Raw genomic sequence first — 16,771 nt, forward strand, 5'->3', positions numbered from 1 at the left:
CCTGCGTCCAGATCAAATCTAGGCAGAACAAGCGGCGGCACGCGGGATCAGCAAGTGAATTCCGGCCTCAGGCGGCCGGCACCGCGAGGGTCTCCTCGTACCCGGCACGGCGGCCGTCATCCAGCTGATTCAGGTAGCGGCGTTCGCTGTAGTAGGCCTCCTGGAAGCGCAGGGCGTCGCCGTTGAGTGCGTCAAAGAGGTCATGGATGCGGGTCTCCATGTCGAGGCCGGCGCCGGGCGCCGGAATGGCGGGGGCTGAAGTGGCGGGGGCTGACGGTGGCGCCTGGCGCTCCTCCTCCAGCAGCCGGGCGATGCAGTGCTCCAGGGTCTGAAGCCGCTGGCTCGACCAGGCATCGAGCAGGTGACGGCAGCGTCGCAGCACCCGCTGGCGTTCCAGTGACGCCGTGGCCCCGCGCAGCTGCAACGGCGGATGGGCCAAGGCAAGGCGCTGCACCTCGCTGGGCTCCAGCAAGGGGGTGAGCCGGCCGAGCAAGGCGCTCTGCTCCACCAGCAGTCGGTCGCCCAGCAAGCGGGGCAGATCGAGATCGGCCAGATCCAGGCCAGGGTCGGTGCCCCGGTTGATGGCCTCGAGACGACCGGCGCCGAGGTTGTCCTCCTCCAGCTCTCCGATCGCCGCCCAGAGCTGGCGATGGTGCTGCAGGGCGAAATCATCGAGCTCCCGGCGCCGCAACTCGGCGCGGATCACGCCGCGCCAAGGGGCGCAATGGAGGTAGAGGCGCAGGATCTCCGCCTCGGCCCGCTCCCTGTGCCCCACCTCGCCAGGTTGCTCCCATTTCAACGAGCGGCCATGCCAGCGCTGGCCCTTGACCTGCTGGCGCAGGTCCTCCTCCAACTGGATGGCCAGCCGGGCCTGGCCGCCCGAGAGGCGCTCCGCCACCTGCTGCAGGTAGTGGCTGCGCACGGCCGACTGGGGCAGTTTGCCCAGCAGCTGCACCAGAGCGGAGACAGCCTGCTGGAACTGGTCAGCGCGGGCCAGATCCTTGCCTTCGAACACCTGCTCGATCTGCCAGTCGAGCCAGAGCGGGGCCTGGTCGAGCAGGGAGCGGTACTCCCCGGGGCCGTGGTGCTGCAGGAACTCGTCAGGGTCCTTGCCGGCCGGCAGGTGCAGCACCCGCAGCTCCAGCTGGCCCTGCAGCGCCAGCTGCTCCACCTCGCCGATGGCCCGCTGGGCGGCGCGAATGCCCGCCCCATCGCTGTCAAAGTTGAGGATCAGCCGCCGGCCGTCGCAGCAGCGGCACAGCTGGGTGATCTGGCTGGAACTGAGGGCCGTGCCAAGGGCCGCCACCGTGTTGGTGATGCCGGCGGCATGCAGGGCGATGACGTCGAAGTAGCCCTCCACCACCACGGCACGGTCGTCGCGGCGGATGGCGTCGGCGGCCCGATCCAACCCGAACAGATGTTTGCCCTTCTCGAACACCTCCGTTTCCGGGGAGTTGAGGTACTTCGGTTCGGCCCCATCCAGTCCACGCCCGCCGAAGCCGATCACCCGGCCCTGGCGATCCCGGATCGGCACCATGACCCGGTCGCGGAAGCGGTCGTAGAAACCGCCACCCCCCTTACGGGCCACCACCAGCCCGGCCGCTTCCAGCAGGTCGGCACCCAGGCCTTCCACCTGCTGCAGGTGCTGCAGCAGGCCATCCCAGCCGGCCGGGGCGTAGCCCAGCTGGAAGGCCTCCAGGGTGGTTTCGCTGAGGCCGCGCGTCTGGCGCAGGTAGGTGAGGGCTGGGGCCCCCTCGGGAGAGCGCAGCTGGCTCTGGAACCAGCCCGCCGCCAGGGCCAGCACCCGGTGCAACTGGTCGCGGCGGGAGAGTTGCTGGCGCAAACGCTCCTGCTGGGGGCCATCGAGGGTCTCGACCGGCAGCTGGTAGCGGCGCGCCAGATCCAGGACCACCTCGCTGAAGCTGGTGCGCTGCAGCTCCATCAGGAACTTGATGGCGTTGCCACCGGCCCCGCAGGAGAAGCAGTAATAGAACTGCTTGGCGGGCGACACCGTCATCGACGGCGACTTGTCGTCGTGGAAGGGGCAGAGGCCGACGAACTCCCGGCCCTTCTTCTTGAGCACCACGTGCTCCCCCACCACATCGACGATGTCGGCCCGTTCTTTGACGGCCTCGATCGTGCGGGGGTGGAGACGGGGAAGACTCAAGAGTGCAGGCTCAAGGCAGGACGGGGCGAGCAGGGTGGAGGAGAGCCCGGGCGAGGGGGGGGGATGGCCGACGTGACGCCAACCCTATCGGTGGTGGTGAATGTGCTCCCATTCTGGGGCCTGACACCACAGATGGAGATCGTCGGGTGAACCAAACGCCCCATCCAGCCTCCGGAGCCGCCTTCCCGGCTGGAGGCTGGATGGTGCTCAGCGCCCTGTCCTTCAGCCTGATGGTGGTGGGGGTCAAGCAGGTGGGCGATCGGCTTCCGATCGCCGAGGTGGTGCTGGCCCGGGCCCTGGTGACCCTGGCCCTCAGCTACGGCATGGCCCGAAGGCTCGGAGTGGATCCCTGGGGCCGGCGCCGGGGACTGCTGGTGCTACGGGGCCTGGTGGGCAGTGCCGCCCTCTTCTGCGTCTACGCCGCCGTCGTCCACCTGCCCCTGGCCGCCGCCACGGTGCTGCAGTATCTGTACCCCACCTTCACGGCGCTGCTGGCCTGGCTGCTCCTGGGCGAACGCCTCGGGCGGCGGGTGCTGCTGGCCATGGGGCTGGGCTGGCTGGGAGTGCTGCTGGTGGCCCAGCCAACGGCAGCGAGCTCTGCCCTGCCGGCAACGTGGGTGCTGGTGGCGGTGGCCGGCGCCCTGCTCACCGCCGTGGGCTATGTGAGTGTGCGGAGCCTGGCCGAGAGCGAACACCCGGCGGTGATCATTTTCTACTTTCCGCTCGTGGCGGTTCCCATGAGCCTGCCCCTGGTGCTGCTTGATCCAGTGCTGCCGACCCTGGGCGAACTGCTTTGGTTGCTGGGGGTGGGGGTGTTCACCCAGGTGGGTCAGGTGGGACTCACCAGGGCCCTCACCCAGCTGCCGGCGGCCAGGGCCACGGCGATCAGCTACGTGCAGGTGGGATTCGCCGCCCTCTGGGGTTGGTGGATCTTCGGTGAATCCATTGATCTGCCGACGGCGATCGGGGCGGGCCTGATCCTGATCGCCACGCTCATCTGTCTGGGCCAGGCGCCGGGGGTAGCCGGAGCCAAGCCATCCGCTCAGAACACACCCCTACGATGACCGCGCCAGGTTGGATTCCCTTGCTGTTGATCCCGCTGCCTGGTTCCTTCCATTCCTGGCTGGCCACGATGGTGGCTGGCTTCAGTCAGGGAGCGGAGACGCTACGGATCAGCCCCCCGATCGCTCCCGGCATCGTTCCCCTGCCGCTGATGATGCTGACCATCGGTGGCATCTTTCTCGGCACCCTGGCGATCAGTCGCTTCTCCCTGAGGATCGGGGTGCCGGCGATTCTCGGCGTGCTGCTGTTCGGCCTGCTGATCAATCCCTCCTTCAGCCTGTTCAACCATGAAACGATCCTGCGTCTGCAGGTTCTGAGCCTGTCGATCCTGCTGTTCAACGCCGGACTGGAAACCGATATTCGCTCGATTCGCGGCTTCCTCGAATACGGCATCATCCTGGCGGTGGGTGGGGTGATTCTCTCCAGCCTGATGCTGGGGCTGATCATCTGGTTCGTGGCCTCCCCCGATGCCGGCGGGATCCAACTCGGCTTCCGGCAGGTTCCGGTGGCCGTGGCGATGCTGATCGCCGCCTGCCTGGGATCCACCGATGCCGGGGCCACGCTGAATGTGCTGAACCTGGTGAAAGGCGCAATACCCCGCAGGCTGGCGGCCCTGGTCCAGTTCGAATCCTCCGTCAACGATCCCAGCGGCATCCTGTTTCTCGGTCTGGTGATCGGCTTGACCACCCTCGAAGGGGGCAGCAGCGGGCAGCAGGGGGTCGTGGTGGAGCAGGTGCAGACCTTCCTGCAGAAGATCGGCTCCGGCCTTCTGATTGGCGTCTGCGTGAGCTATCTGGGGCGCTTCAGCCTCAACCGGCTGGTGCGGGAGACCAGCCAGTTACTGATCCTGGGCATCGCCATCGGCCTGATCTCCTATGGCGTGGCGGAGCTGATGGGTGGGTCCGGTTTCATCAGCGCCTACGTGGCGGGCCTGATGTTGCGGAACCACACCTACAGCAACGAACAGATCACCCCGCAGGCCCTGCAGCAGACCCTGCTGCCGTTCAACACCATGACCGAAATCACCGTCTTTCTGATCTTCGGCCTGAGTGTCTATCCCCTCGAGCTTCTGCCCGCGTTGCCGGAGGGGATTGTCGTCGCCATCGCCTTGATGCTGGTGGCGAGGCCGGCGAGCGTTCTGCTGCTGCAGCGGTTCTCGCCCTTCAGCCTGCGGGATTCGCTGCTGGTGTCCTGGTGTGGTCTGCGGGGCGCCGTTCCCCTTGCCCTCAGTTTCGAAATGGTCGACGCCATCCCCAGGGTGCGCGGCATCGACCCGACCGCGGTGCCGTCCCTGGTGCAGAACGCCGGCGGCATTGTCTTCTGCGTCGTGGTGATCAACCTGCTGGTGCAGGGGCTCACCCTTCCCCACGTGGCCCGCTGGCTCAAGCTCGACGAGGAGGCGCCAATGGCCGTGGCCGTCACAGCGGCAGGGGATCGGTGATCCAGTCCTGGCTGTTGCCGTCGCTGCTGCCGCTGGGACGCGCCAGGCGCCAGCTCTCCCCCCTGGCACCACGCTGCAGATAGAGCTCGAACGGGCTGTCAACGCGGATCGCATCCCCGGGCAGCCGCCAGTCAAAGCGGCCACTCAGGTGCAGGCCCCGCCCCTCACCGATGGCAACGGCCTCCTGTTGCTCGACCCGCACCCGGCTCACCTCCGGCAGACCGCTGGCCTCCAGATCGAGGGCGCGGGCAATGGCCCCCTGGGTCAGCTGGATCTGCAGGGAGAGGGCGTCGAGCAGAACGCCCCTGGGGGGCTGGGCCACCCTGGTGCAGCCCCCCAGCAACAGCACCAGGGCCAGCAGCGGTGCCAGCACCAAGGGCAACAGCGACCGGGAACGGCCCGGGGGGCTAGGCAGAAGGGGCAGCATGGGGGCTGACGCACGTCTCACCATGATCGGCTGGCTGCAGGGGCGACTGGCCGAACCATGGCAGCAGGCGAACCGCTGCGGGGCCCTGCTGATCTGCCAGGGGGTGGGCTACGAGGTGCAGCTCACCCTGAGACAGTGGCAACGCCTGCCAGAGGTGGGCAGTGACCTGGGTCTGCACGTGCACCACAGCATCCGCGACGACGGCTGGACGCTCTATGGCTTCCCCGCCCGCCAGGAACGGGACCTGTTCCGTGAGCTGGTCGCTGTGAGCGGCGTGGGGCCCCAGATGGCCCTGGGCCTGCTCGGCGCCCTGGAGGTTCCGGACCTGGTGCGCGCCATCGTCCACGCCGACCTGCGCTGCCTCTGCCTGGCGCCTGGGGTGGGCAAGCGCACGGCCGAACGGCTTTCGGTGGAACTGCGGCTCCGCCTGCAGGAGCGCTTCGCCGGCCTGGTGGATCCCCTTGAGGAGGAGGAGGTCCCCGGTGCTGAGCCCCCAAGCGGCCCCTCGGCCCCCTGCCGCGACGAGGTGCAGATCACGCTGGTGGCGCTCGGTTACGAGCCCCTGGAAATCCACCGGGCCCTGCGGGCCGTCGCCACCGCGGGAATGGAGGGGTCCGCCAGCGCCGATGACTGGATCCGCGAAAGCCTGCGCTGGTTGTCCCGCGCCGTGGCTTGAAGGGGCTGGCCTGAAGGGAGGGGCAACGGGCTGCGCGTTAAGGTGTTGGTTTGCACCGTTCGGGCCCAGATCCGCCCATGCCGCTCACTACCACCCAGAAACAGGAACTGATCAATTCCCATCAGGCCCACGGCACCGACACCGGCTCGGTGGAAGTGCAGGTCGCGATGTTGAGCGAGCGGATCCAGCAACTCAGTGGCCACCTGCAGAAGAACATCCACGACTTCTCCTCCCGTCAGGGGCTGCTCAAGATGATCGGCCGCCGCAAGCGCCTGCTTGGCTATCTCCGCGCCCAGAGCGAGACCCGCTACGCCGAACTGATCAAGAAACTCGGCATCCGCGGCTGAGGCTCGTCCCATGGCCCGTCGGCCAAAGCCGAAATCCTTCGCGGCGCCCGCTGCCAGTGGGCCGCCAGCCAAGACACCACGGCAGCAGGTGATCCCTGAGGCCGTGGCCAACCGAATGGTGCGGCGCATCGCCATCGCCACAGGCACCCCCACGGTCCTGGGCATGGGGGTGTTTGTGGTCAGCTACCTACTGGTCAGCCGGGGCGTGGTTGCTATCCCTCCCGGCCTCACCCTGGTGGGGTCCGGCGCTTTCTTCTTGCTTGGTCTGCTGGGACTCAGTTATGGGGTGCTCTCCGCCAGCTGGGAAGACGCCGCCGGCAGCCTGCTGGGCCTCGAGCAGATCGGCGTCAACATCAGCCGGGTCCGGTCCTCGGTGCGGGCCATGCGCCAGGGCAGCTCGGGCTCCGGCTCAGGCAGCCCCCAGGGGTGAGCGCAGCCAGGCCCTGAAATCGGCTGAGGCGAGCGTCTCGACGGCCGCCGGCGCATCGGCGACGCAGAACTGGCCGCCCAGGCGCACGAAGCGGGTTTCGTTCTGCTGCTTCACCAGGGCCACCACCGGCACCCGCACACCTGCCTCGTCCTGGCCAGGGCGATGGCGGGTGAGGCATTCCCGCAGCCGGTGCTGCACGGCGATGTCGCCGGCCTGCTCGGGGGCCAGCTCCACCATCACCAACTGCAGATCCTCGATGCTGCGGCAGTCGTCGACGAGCAGCTGAACCCGATCATCGCGGCGGTCGACGCCAGCCCAGAGCAGCAGGCGGGCATCCACCATCAGGTGGTCGGCCAGACGGGCGTAGCTCTTGGGAAACACCACTGCTTCGCAGGCGCCGGTGAGGTCCTCCAGCTGCAATACGGCCATGCGATCCCCCTTGCGGGTGGTCACCTGGCGGATCTCGCTCACCATCACCACCACGCTCACCTTGGCCTTGTCGGCCATCTCCTCGAGATTGGCCAGGCCGATCGGCGTGAGCAGGCGCAACTGGGAAGACAGCTGGCGCAGGGGATGGTCGGAGATGTAGAAGCCGAGCAGCTCCTTTTCCAGCTTCAGCTTCTCAGTGGGGGGGTAATCGGCCACCGCAGCGGCCCGTGGTGGCGCGGGAGCCTCCACGGCAGCGGCGGCCTCAGCAGCGCCGCTGAACAGATCGAACAGGTTGCCTTGGCCACTGGCCCGGTCGCGGGCGCGGGAGCTGGCCCAGTCGAGCACCAGATCGAGATCAGCCATCAACTGGGCCCGGTTGGCCTTCGGCTCGAGGCCATCGAGGGCGCCGCAATGGATCAACGATTCGATCGCCCGGCGGTTGAGCTGCTGGCCAGGGATCCGGTCGCAGAGATCGGCGAGGTGCAGGAAGGGGCCGCCGCCGGAGCGGGCCTCGATCAACTGGCGGATGGCGCCATCACCAAGGTTGCGGACGGCGGAGAGTCCGAAGAGGATCTTCTTGCCCACGGGCGTGAAGTCGATGCCGGAAGCATTCACATCCGGTGGCATCACCTCGATACCCATGGCCTGACAGTTGGCGATGTAACGCTGCACCTTGTCGGTGGTACCGGCATTCACCGTGAGCAGGGCCGCCATGTAGGCCACCGGATGGTGGGCTTTGAGATAGGCGGTCTGGTAGGTGACGGCGCCGTAGGCGGTGGAATGGCTCTTGTTGAAGCAGTACTCGGCGAACATCACCATCTGATCGAACAGTGCCTCAGCGATGGCGGCATCCACGCCCCGTTCGCTGGCCCCACTGACGAACTGGTGACGATGCTTCTGCATCTCCGACACCTTCTTCTTGCCCATGGCCCGCCGCAGCAGATCGGCTTCACCAAGGGAATAGCCCGCCAGATCCTGGGCAATCCGCATGATCTGCTCCTGGTAGACCATGATCCCGTAGGTCTCCTTGAGGATCGGCTCCAGCTTGGCGTGGGCCACATCGATGGCCTCGCGGCCATGCTTGCGGTTGATGAACTTGGGGATCAGACCCGCATCCAGGGGGCCCGGCCGGTAAAGCGCCAGGATCGAGGAGATGTCCTCCAGGGAGGAGGGCTTGAGATCGCGGACGATCTGGCGCATGCCGCTGGATTCCAGCTGGAAGATGCCCTCCAGATCGCCACGGGCCAGCAGGGCGTAGGTCTGCTCGTCGTTGGGGGGAAGGGCGTCCGGATCGATCCTCTCGCCGACACTCTGCTCGACCAGATCCAGCGTCTTCTCGATCATGGTGAGGTTCTTGAGGCCCAGGAAGTCCATCTTCAGCAGGCCCATCGCCTCCACGTCTTCCATGAAGTACTGGGTGATCACCTGGCCGTCGTTGTTGCGCTGCAGGGGCACCAGTTCATCGAGGGGTTCAGCGGCGATCACCACCCCGGCCGCATGGACACCGAAGGTCTTGTTGGTGCCTTCGATGCGGCGGGCCAGGTCGACCCAGTGGCGCACCTTGGGATCGTTGTCGTACTTCTCGCGGAACTCCGGCGCCGGCGACTCAGGGCCGACCATCTCGGCGAGCTTGGCGGGCTTGCCCCGGGCCACGGGGATCAGTTTGGCCAGGCGGTCGGCCTCGCCGTAGGGGATGTCGAGCACCCGGGCCACGTCCTTGAGCACCGCCTTGGAGGTCATGCGGTTGAAGGTGATGATCTGGGCCACCTTGTCCTCGCCGTAGCGGCGGGTGACGTAATCGATCACCTCACTGCGGCGCTCGATGCAGAAGTCGGTGTCGATGTCAGGCATCGATTTCCGTTCCGGGTTGAGGAAGCGCTCGAACAGCAGGCCGTGCTCCACCGGATCGATGTTGGTAATCCCCAGGGAGTAGGCCACCAGCGAGCCGGCGGCCGACCCACGCCCCGGACCCACCGGAATGCCCTGGTCCCGGGCGAAGCGGATGTAGTCCCAGACCACCAGGAAGTAGGTGGGGAAGCCCATCTGCTCCATCACCTGCAGCTCGAAGGCGAGTCGCTCGCCATAGCCGGGATCGATCGGGGCGTCGTCTGCCAGGGACAGGCGACGGCGCAGTCCCTGGTGGCTCACCTCACTGAGGTAGCTCACCGGGGTGTGGCCCTCGGGGATCGGGAAACGGGGCATCTGTTGGCGCCCCAGGATGTCGTAGTCCTCCACCTTCGCGGCCACCGTGGCGGTGGTGGCAATGGCGGCGGCGATCACCTCCGGCTCCAGGTGGTCGGCGAAGAGCTGGGCCATCTCCGCCTCGCTCTTGATGTACTCGGTGCCCGTGTAGCGCAGGCGCTTCTCATCGCTGATCAGCTTGCCGGTGAGCACACACAGCAGGGCGTCGTGGGCTTCCACGTCGTTGCTGGTGAGGTAGTGGGCGTCGTTGGTGGCGACCAGAGGAATGCCCAGCTCGGCGCTGATCCGGGCCATCTCGACATTGACGATGCGGTCCTCAAGGCCGCCATGGTCCTGGATCTCCAGGTAGAAGTCGTCACCGAACACCTCCCGGTACCAGCTCGCCACCTCCCGGGCCACATCGGGGCGCCCCCGCAGGATCGCCTGGGGGATCTCGCCGCCCAGGCAGGCGGTGGCCACCATCAGGCCCTCGCTGTACTGCCGCAGCAGGGCTTTATCGATGCAGGCCCGGGCGAAGATCCCCCGGCCGCGCATGCCGCGCAGGTGGCTGATGCTGGTCAGCTTGACCAGGTTGCGGTAGCCGACGGCGTTGCGGGCCAGCACCACCAGGTGATAGCGGCGCTCCTTCTTCGGCTGGGGATCCTCGATCGAGCCGTTGATGACGTACATCTCGTTGCCGATGATCGGCTTGAGGCCCGCCTTGGTGCAGAGCTTCAGCAGCTCGATCGCGCCGTACATGACTCCGTGGTCGGTGAGGGCCAGGGCCGGCATGCCCAGCTCCACGGCCCGCTCCACCATGGCCGGCAGCTGGGAGGCCCCGTCCAGCAGGCTGTAGTCGCTGTGGTTGTGGAGCGGAACGAAGGCCAAAGGGCTCTGCGTGGCGGTGCCAAGCCTAGGGGGGAACACCACCAGATCAAGGCCGTCCCTGGGCCGAATCGCGACTCCGCACACCAGATGTGGTGTCGGGGCCGATGGATCTAGGTGACGCTGAACTGACTGCTGGTGAGCGCCAGCCCCGGCGTGAGCGTCGCGAAGGCCACCGCTGTGGCTGCAGTGCCATTGCCGTCGGCGTCGTAGGAGAGCAGGCCAGTGGCGCTGTGGTACAGGATTCGCTGGCTGCCATTGGTGGCGGCCGTGCCGATTACAAAGGCCGAGGCCGCCAGGGTGCCTGCGGTAGGCAGGGCCGTGAACACGGCGTTCTCCAGCTCGATCGTGTCCCCCTGGTCAATGGCGAAATCCGTGATCACGTCGCGGTTGGTGGTGGCGTTGGGGGCCGACGCGAAACGGAAGCGATCGGCACCTGCTCCACCGATCAGGGTGTCGTTGCCGCCGCCACCATCGAGGATGTTCGCCGCTGCGTTGCCTGTGATCACATTATTCAGGCCGTTGCCCGTGCCGGTGATGGCCGCAACCCCCGTGAGCGTGAGGTTCTCCACGTTGGCCGTCAGAGCATAGGAGGCCAGTGAACTCTGCACTCTGTCGATACCGCCGCTGGCAGGATTGGCGTTGGTTTCAACCACCAGATCGCCGAGCGTTTCAATGATGTAGATGTCGTTGCCATCGCCGCCGACCAGCCGGTCGATGCCCGCCCCACCGTTGAGGGTGTCGTTACCAGCGCCACCGCTGAGGGTGTCGTTGCCGCTGCCGCCGCTGAGTCTGTTGGCGAGGCCATTGCCGGTGAGGCGGTCGGTGAGGCCGCCGCCGATCACGTTCTCAAACGTTGTGGCCGAACCCAATGTGAGGCTGAGGTTGGCGTTGACCACCTGGCTGGTGGCAACCCCGAGGTTGAGGCTGATGACGCGGGTGGTTGTGGCACTGAAGTCGAGGCTGTCGATGCCGCCACCGGCCTCATCGAGGCTGTCAGTGCCGAGAACGACATCGGCATCGAAGAGATAGGTATCATTGCCTGCGCCGCCGATCAGGGTGTCGTTGCCCCCTCCGCCATCGAAGATGTTCGCCGCTGCGTTGCCTGTGATCACATTATTCAGGCTGTTGCCCGTGCCGGTGATGGCCGCAACCCCCGTGAGCGTGAGGTTCTCCACGTTGGCCGTCAGCGCATAGGAGGCCAGCGAACTCTGCACCCTGTCGATGCCGCCGCTGACAGGATTGGCGTTGGTTTCAACCACCAGATCGCCGAGCGTTTCAATGATGTAGATGTCGTTGCCGTCGCCGCCGACCAGCCGGTCGATGCCCGCCCCACCGTTGAGGGTGTCGTTGCCGGCACCACCGCTGAGGGTGTCATTGCCGCCGCCGCCGCTGAGTCTGTTGGCGAGGCCATTGCCGGTGAGGCGGTCGGCAAGGCCGCCACCAATCACGTTCTCAAACGTTGTGGCCGAACCCAGGTTCAGCCTGAGGTTGGCGTTGACCACCTGGCTGGTGGCAACCCCGAGGTTGAGGCTGATGACGCGGGTGGTTGTGGCACTGAAGTCGAGGCTGTCGATGCCGCCACCGGCCTCATCAAGGCTGTCGGAGCCGAGGGGCCCATCGGCAGCGAAGAGATAGGTGTCGTTCCCAGCACCACCGATCAGCGTGTCGTTGCCTGCGCCGCCGTTGAGGGTGTCGTTGCCATCGAAGCCATAAAGGAACTCAGCGCCAGCGCTGCCGGTGATCACATCCGCCCCGGTCGTGCCCAGCCAGAAGCTGGGGGCGGCAGATGTGAGGTTGGCGGCGGCATCGGCCACCTTGAGGGTGGCGGTGGTGATGCTGGCCTGGGCGGCCAGGCTGAGGGTGGTGGCGGTGTTGGCGGTGAGGGCCGTGCCGAACAGCTGGCTGTTGTCGGCCTTGTAGAGGGCGGCGGTGCCCGCCTCGTTTGAGGTGATGCTGATGCCGGAGAGGGCGGTGGGCGTGGGCCCGGCGGTGATGAGTGGGGCGATGCCATCGATCACCAGGTTCTTCCTGGCCCCCAGGGAGGCAGCCTCGCCCGGTGCGGCGAGGGTGAGCACGGCGCTGTTGCCGGCCGCATCCTTGATCGTGCCGCCATTGAGGCTGAGGGCGGAACTGCTGAGCACGTCAAGATCAGCGGAGCTGTCGCCTGGCTGAACGGTGTAGGTGAACGTCAGGGAGCTGGTGCCGGAGCCGGAGGTGTAGACGGCGAAGCGATCGGTGCTGCCGGTTTCGAGCTGCAGCCGGGGAGTGCCGGTGACGAGAACGGCTTCTGAGAAGGTGACGGTGAGGGTGATCACCGCACCGACGCCATAGCTGCCGTTGGCGGTGCTGCTGCTGACGCTCGGGGTGTTGCGGAAGAAGAGGGTGTTGCCTTTGCGGTCACCGATGAAGGCATCGAGATCGCCGTCGCCGTCGATGTCCGCATAGCTGGGGCTAGCGAAGGCCCCCACAGGCACCAGTCCGAAGGGATTGGTGGCGGCGGCGACGTAGGCAGGACTGGAGCTGCCGGCAGCGGCGGTGTTGCGGAAGAACAGGGTGTTGCCGTCGCGGTTGCCGATGAAGGCATCGAGATCGCCATCGCCGTCGATGTCCACCAATTCGGGGCTGGCGTAGTCGCCCACATCCGCCAGCCCGAAAGGATTGATGGCGGCAGCGGCGTAGGCGGGAGTGGAGCTGCCGGCGGCGACGGTGTTGCGGAAGAACAGGGTGTTGCCGAGTTTGTTGCCGACGAAGGCATCGAGATCGCCGTCGCCGTCGATGTCCACAAAGCTGGGGCTGGCGATGTCGCCCACATTCGCCAGCCCGAAGGGATTGATGACGGCAGCGGCGTAGGCAGGGCTTGTGCTGCCGGCGGCGGCGGTGTTATGGAAAAACAGGGTGTTGCCGTCGCGGTTGCCGATGAAGGCATCGAGATCGCTGTCGCCGTCGATGTCCACAAAGCGCAAGCTGGCGAAGTCGCCCCCATCCGCCAGCCCGAAGGGATCGATCCCGATAGCGGCGTAGGCGGGGTTGGTGCTGCCGGCGGCGGCGGTGTTGCGGAAGAACAGTGTGGTGCCGGCGCCGTTGCCAATGAAGGCATCGAGATCACCGTCGCCATCGATGTCGACAAAGGTGGGGTTGGCGAACGCGACCACCGACGTCAGCCCGAAGGGGTTGGTTTCGGCAGCGGGATAGGGAGCCGTGATGGCCACCGGCACCAAGGTGTCGACCACCAGGTTCTTGCTGGCCCCGAGGGAACCGGATGCACCGGGAGCCGCCAGTAAGAGGCTCGCGTTGTTCCCGAAGGCCGCATCCTTGATGGTGCCGCCATTGAGCGAAAGGGCGGACCTGCTGAGCACGTCGAGATCAGCGGAGCTGTCGCCAGGCTGAACGGTGTAGGAGAAGGTCAGGGCGCTGGTGCCGGACCCGCCGGTGTAGACGGCGAAGCGATCGGTGCTGCCGGTTTCAAGCAAAAGCTGGGGCGTCCCTGTGACGAGAACGGCTTGGGAGTAGGTGACGGTGACGTTGATCACTGCACCGACTCTGTAGGCGCCGTTGGCGGTGGGGGAGGTCACGCCTGTAACGAATGCCCCTGAAATCTCCAGGTTCTTCCTGGCACCCAGGGAGGCAGGTGAGCCTGGTGCGGCAAGGGTGAGCATGGCGTTGTTGCCGGCCGCATCCTTGATCGTGCCGCCATTGAGCGAGAGGGCGGAGCTGCTGAGGATGTCGAGATCAGCGGAGCTGTCGCCTGGCTGAACGGTGTAGGAGAAGGAGAGGGTGTTGGTGCCGGAGCCGGAGGTGTAGACGGCGAAGCGATCGGTGCTGCCGGTTTCGAGCTGCAGGCGGGGGGAGCCGGCGACGAGAACGGCTTCTGAGAAGGAGACCGTGAGGGTGATCACAGCACCGACGCCGTAGCTGCCGTTGGCGGTGCTGCTGCTGACGCCGAGCACCGGCGCGGTGTTGCGGAAGAAAAGGGTGTCGCCGCCGGGGGGGGCGCCTTTCTTGGGACCGATGAACTCCTCGGCATTGCCATCGCCGATGAAGACATCGAGATCGCCATCGCCGTCGATGTCGGCGAAGCTGGGGTGAGCTTTATAGCCTGCATCAGCCAGCCCGAAGGGATTGTCTTCGGAGGCGGCGTAGGCGGGGGTGGTACTGCCGGCGACAGCGGTGTTGCGGAAGAAGCGGGTGGTGCCTGCCAAGTTGCCGATGAAGGCATCGAGATCACCGTCGCCGTCGATGTCCGCGAAGCTGGGGCTGGCGGAGAGGCCCACATTCGCCAGCCCGAAGGGATTGGTTTCGGCAGCGGCGTAGGCGGGAGTGGTGCTGCCGGCGGCGGCGGTGTTGTTGAAGAAGAGGGTGTCGCCGAAGCCATTGCCGATGAAGGCATCGAGATCACCGTCGCCGTCGATGTCCACGAAGCTCGGGATGGCATTCTCGCCCACGTTGTCCAGCCCGAAGGGATTTTCCGCGCCATCTGCGTAGGAGGGTGTAGTACTACCGGCGGCGGCGGTGTTGCGGAAGAAGAGGGTGCTGCCGTAGCGGTTGCCGATGAAGGCATCGAGATCACCGTCGCCGTCGATGTCTACGAAGCTCGGGCTGGCATTTCCGCCGACATTGTCCAGCCCAAAGGGATTTTCCGCGGCTGCGGCGTAGGCGGGAGTGGTGCTGCCAGCGGCGGCGGTGTTGCGGAAGAAGAGGGTGTTGCCGTCACGGTTACCGATGAAGGCATCGAGATCCCTGTCGCCGTCGATGTCCACGAAGCTGGGTCTGGCGAACTTGCCCACATTCGCCAGCCCGAAGGGATTGGTTTCGGCAGCGGTATAGGCGGGTGAGGTGGTGAGGGCCACCGGCGCTGTGGTGTCGGCCGCCTCGATCGCCATCACCTGGCCCCCAAGCGTCAAGGTGTGCTGATCGTTCTCGATGAGGCTGGCTGATGATGGTTGCAGCCCCCGCAGCAAGGCGGAGAAGCGTGCCCCCTCATCACCAGGGCTGTCGGCACTGCCATTGAGGCGGGTGTCGATGGCATGGCCGAGCTCCTCCAGCAGCACCGCCTCGATCTGGGCGGCGCTGGCGGCCTGCAGCCAGGTGCTGTTGAGATAGATACGCTCCCCACCGCCGGGTGCATTGGCCGTGTAGGCGCCGTTGAGGCCGGGCAGTTCCTCGTCAGCGAGCAACTCCAGGCCGATCGCCAGGCCGGTGCTCAGAAGCGTGCTGCGCAGCTCGCCCGCCGCCTGCTGCCAGAGGCCCGGATCGGTGCCGGCCTTGCCGAACACTTCCGCCAGCAGGGCCTCGTAGGCGCTGCTGTTCGAACTCCAGGCCTCCAGCCGTTGGTCCACCAGTGCCAACGCTTCCTTCAGGCTGGAAGAAGCGGCGGTGGGCAGGGTGGTAGCGAGGAGGAGCTGGGTCATGGATCAGCAGCGGTGAGGTAAGCGCGGCGGTGTTGGGCGCTGGGGGCGCGAGGGCGGCTGGGCTCAGCCCCCCGGCGGTGCCGGTGGTCCGGTGGTGGCTGGATGCGCTGTGAGGGGATGGCCGCTGCGGCGGGATTCACCGCTGCCGCTGAGGAAGGGCGCCAGATGGCGGCGCAGCACCCGCAGCATTTCGGGGTTATCGGCGGCGATGGCGGCGCGGGCGGCGCGAATGCCGGCGGCCTGCTGGCGGTGGAAGCCGGTGGCGAGCAGGGCGAGGCCGCGGGCACGGCCGCGGTGGGCCGGTGCCAGGAACAGGCTGGAGTAGCGCAGGCGGGCGGGGCCGGTGCGGTGGGCGATCAGCCAGCCCACCAGGGCTTCGTTGTGCAGCAAGGCCAGTGACACGGCGGGCTCGATGCCATCGAGGTCGGCCGGCGGCAGCAGCACGGCGGGGGCCTCCAGCCGGCGGGCCTGCTGCTGGATCGCCTCTACGCCGGTGGCGGTGGCGACCTCCATCCAGGGGAGCAGGCGGTAGGGCGCATCGATCGGGAACCGTTCGGCCCAGGACACGGCGGCCAGCCGCTCGGCGCTGCTTTCGATCAGCACAAAATCCACCGATGGAGCGCTCCAGCCGAGCCGGGCGAGGATCGGCTCGAGGGCAGCGGCGCTGAGCTCGGAGGCCTGGTAGCGCAGCAGGAGCGGGCCGATCCGCTCGCTGACCAGAAAGCGCATCAGCTCGGCCAGCAGACGGGTGCCGATGCCGCGCCGTCGCCAGGCGGGCTCCACCATCAGCGAGCGCAACGTGGCGGCCCCATTCGGCAGGCGCTCGGCCACAGCGAAACCCACCATCACACCGTCGGCCATGGCCGACAGCCCCAGCAACTCGCCGCTGATGCCGGCCAGGGCCGGGCTGCCGGGGGCGAGCGAGGGGAAGGTGAGCGGGGCGTAGGGGGCGAGGGTGGCCGGGGTCAGCTGGAGCACCCGCTGGTAGCGGAGGGGAGTATCAGCGGCTGGGGTCGCGTCCGTGCTCTTGTTGGCACCGCCACCGCCGGTGGGTGCCGGCAAGCCGAAATCCCGCAGCTCGGGGCCTTGGTGGGGGTTGCCACTGGGCGCCTTGGGCCGAACTGTCACCAGCTCATCGCGGCCCGGCAGTTTCACCAGGCAGTCGATATCTTCCTCCTGCAGGCCTAGGAGACTGATGAAAAACCTGGCCAGCCGCGAGAGAATGGAGTAACGGCACTGAGCAGATGCGCGGCCAACAGGAGAGGACCGGCCCCCTGTTCTCCTACATCTCCACGGAGGAGCGCATCCCCAAGGC

The 16,771-nt window shown here is 67.0% G+C and carries 10 protein-coding genes; 5 read left to right on the forward strand and 5 right to left on the reverse strand.

Annotated elements, in window-relative coordinates; genetic code table 11:
• Window positions 1-67 precede the first annotated feature (67 nt).
• Window positions 68-2,167 (reverse strand): DNA primase, encoded by a 2,100-nt coding sequence (gene dnaG / locus KBY95_RS03190; protein WP_254963248.1) that lies wholly within the window; start codon window positions 2,165-2,167, stop codon window positions 68-70.
• A 200-nt stretch (window positions 2,168-2,367) separates the two neighbouring features.
• Between dnaG and KBY95_RS03195 the strand changes: the two genes are divergently transcribed.
• Both KBY95_RS03195 and KBY95_RS03200 read left to right on the forward strand, forming a co-directional pair.
• A complete protein-coding gene (locus tag KBY95_RS03195) occupies window positions 2,368-3,231 on the forward strand; it encodes a DMT family transporter (RefSeq protein WP_254963249.1) in 864 nt (287 codons plus the stop codon).
• Between the two features lie 26 nt (window positions 3,232-3,257).
• Complete coding sequence (locus KBY95_RS03200) at window positions 3,258-4,670, forward strand: cation:proton antiporter (protein WP_254963251.1); 1,413 nt, start codon at window positions 3,258-3,260, stop codon at window positions 4,668-4,670.
• Here KBY95_RS03200 and KBY95_RS03205 read toward each other — a convergent pair.
• Window positions 4,648-5,097: a hypothetical protein gene (locus KBY95_RS03205; protein ID WP_254963252.1), complete on the reverse strand. Its 450-nt coding sequence runs from the start codon at window positions 5,095-5,097 to the stop codon at window positions 4,648-4,650. The two genes, KBY95_RS03200 and KBY95_RS03205, sit on opposite strands and share 23 nt — an antisense overlap.
• A 22-nt stretch (window positions 5,098-5,119) precedes the next feature.
• Between KBY95_RS03205 and ruvA the strand changes: the two genes are divergently transcribed.
• The 3 genes from ruvA to KBY95_RS03220 all read left to right on the forward strand — a co-directional run bounded on the left by ruvA (window position 5,120) and on the right by KBY95_RS03220 (window position 6,550).
• Window positions 5,120-5,773 (forward strand): Holliday junction branch migration protein RuvA, encoded by a 654-nt coding sequence (gene ruvA / locus KBY95_RS03210; RefSeq protein WP_254963289.1) that lies wholly within the window; start codon window positions 5,120-5,122, stop codon window positions 5,771-5,773.
• A gap of 77 nt (window positions 5,774-5,850) precedes the next feature.
• Window positions 5,851-6,120 (forward strand): 30S ribosomal protein S15, encoded by a 270-nt coding sequence (rpsO, locus tag KBY95_RS03215; protein ID WP_015108092.1) that lies wholly within the window; start codon window positions 5,851-5,853, stop codon window positions 6,118-6,120.
• A gap of 10 nt (window positions 6,121-6,130) precedes the next feature.
• Window positions 6,131-6,550: a PAM68 family protein gene (locus KBY95_RS03220; RefSeq protein WP_254963254.1), complete on the forward strand. Its 420-nt coding sequence runs from the start codon at window positions 6,131-6,133 to the stop codon at window positions 6,548-6,550.
• On the opposite strand, the gene KBY95_RS03225 is transcribed toward KBY95_RS03220, so the two are convergent.
• The 3 genes from KBY95_RS03225 to KBY95_RS03235 all read right to left on the reverse strand — a co-directional run bounded on the left by KBY95_RS03225 (window position 6,530) and on the right by KBY95_RS03235 (window position 16,611).
• The gene (locus KBY95_RS03225; RefSeq protein ID WP_254963256.1) at window positions 6,530-10,048 is read right to left on the reverse strand and encodes a DNA polymerase III subunit alpha; all 3,519 of its coding nucleotides are present in this window, start codon (window positions 10,046-10,048) and stop codon (window positions 6,530-6,532) included. The two genes, KBY95_RS03220 and KBY95_RS03225, sit on opposite strands and share 21 nt — an antisense overlap.
• Before the next feature lie 110 nt (window positions 10,049-10,158).
• The gene (locus KBY95_RS03230; protein ID WP_254963257.1) at window positions 10,159-15,456 is read right to left on the reverse strand and encodes an FG-GAP-like repeat-containing protein; all 5,298 of its coding nucleotides are present in this window, start codon (window positions 15,454-15,456) and stop codon (window positions 10,159-10,161) included.
• 63 nt (window positions 15,457-15,519) lie between these two features.
• Entirely contained in the window at window positions 15,520-16,611 is a 1,092-nt protein-coding gene (locus tag KBY95_RS03235; protein WP_254963259.1) for a GNAT family N-acetyltransferase, read from the reverse strand.
• Window positions 16,612-16,771: the final 160 nt, after the last annotated feature.

This window comes from Cyanobium sp. Aljojuca 7A6 (genome assembly GCF_024346455.1).
GTDB lineage: Bacteria > Cyanobacteriota > Cyanobacteriia > PCC-6307 > Cyanobiaceae > Cyanobium.

What these genes read in the sequence shown, in the direction of transcription:
- KBY95_RS03230 (WP_254963257.1), bottom strand. Translation starts at nt 15,456, where the DNA reads ATGACCCAGCTCCTCCTCGCTACCACCCTGCCCACCGCCGCTTCTTCC.
- ruvA (WP_254963289.1), top strand. Translation starts at nt 5,120, where the DNA reads ATGATCGGCTGGCTGCAGGGGCGACTGGCCGAACCATGGCAGCAGGCG.
- rpsO (WP_015108092.1), top strand. Translation starts at nt 5,851, where the DNA reads ATGCCGCTCACTACCACCCAGAAACAGGAACTGATCAATTCCCATCAG.
- KBY95_RS03195 (WP_254963249.1), top strand. Translation starts at nt 2,368, where the DNA reads ATGGTGCTCAGCGCCCTGTCCTTCAGCCTGATGGTGGTGGGGGTCAAG.
- KBY95_RS03205 (WP_254963252.1), bottom strand. Translation starts at nt 5,097, where the DNA reads ATGCTGCCCCTTCTGCCTAGCCCCCCGGGCCGTTCCCGGTCGCTGTTG.
- KBY95_RS03220 (WP_254963254.1), top strand. Translation starts at nt 6,131, where the DNA reads ATGGCCCGTCGGCCAAAGCCGAAATCCTTCGCGGCGCCCGCTGCCAGT.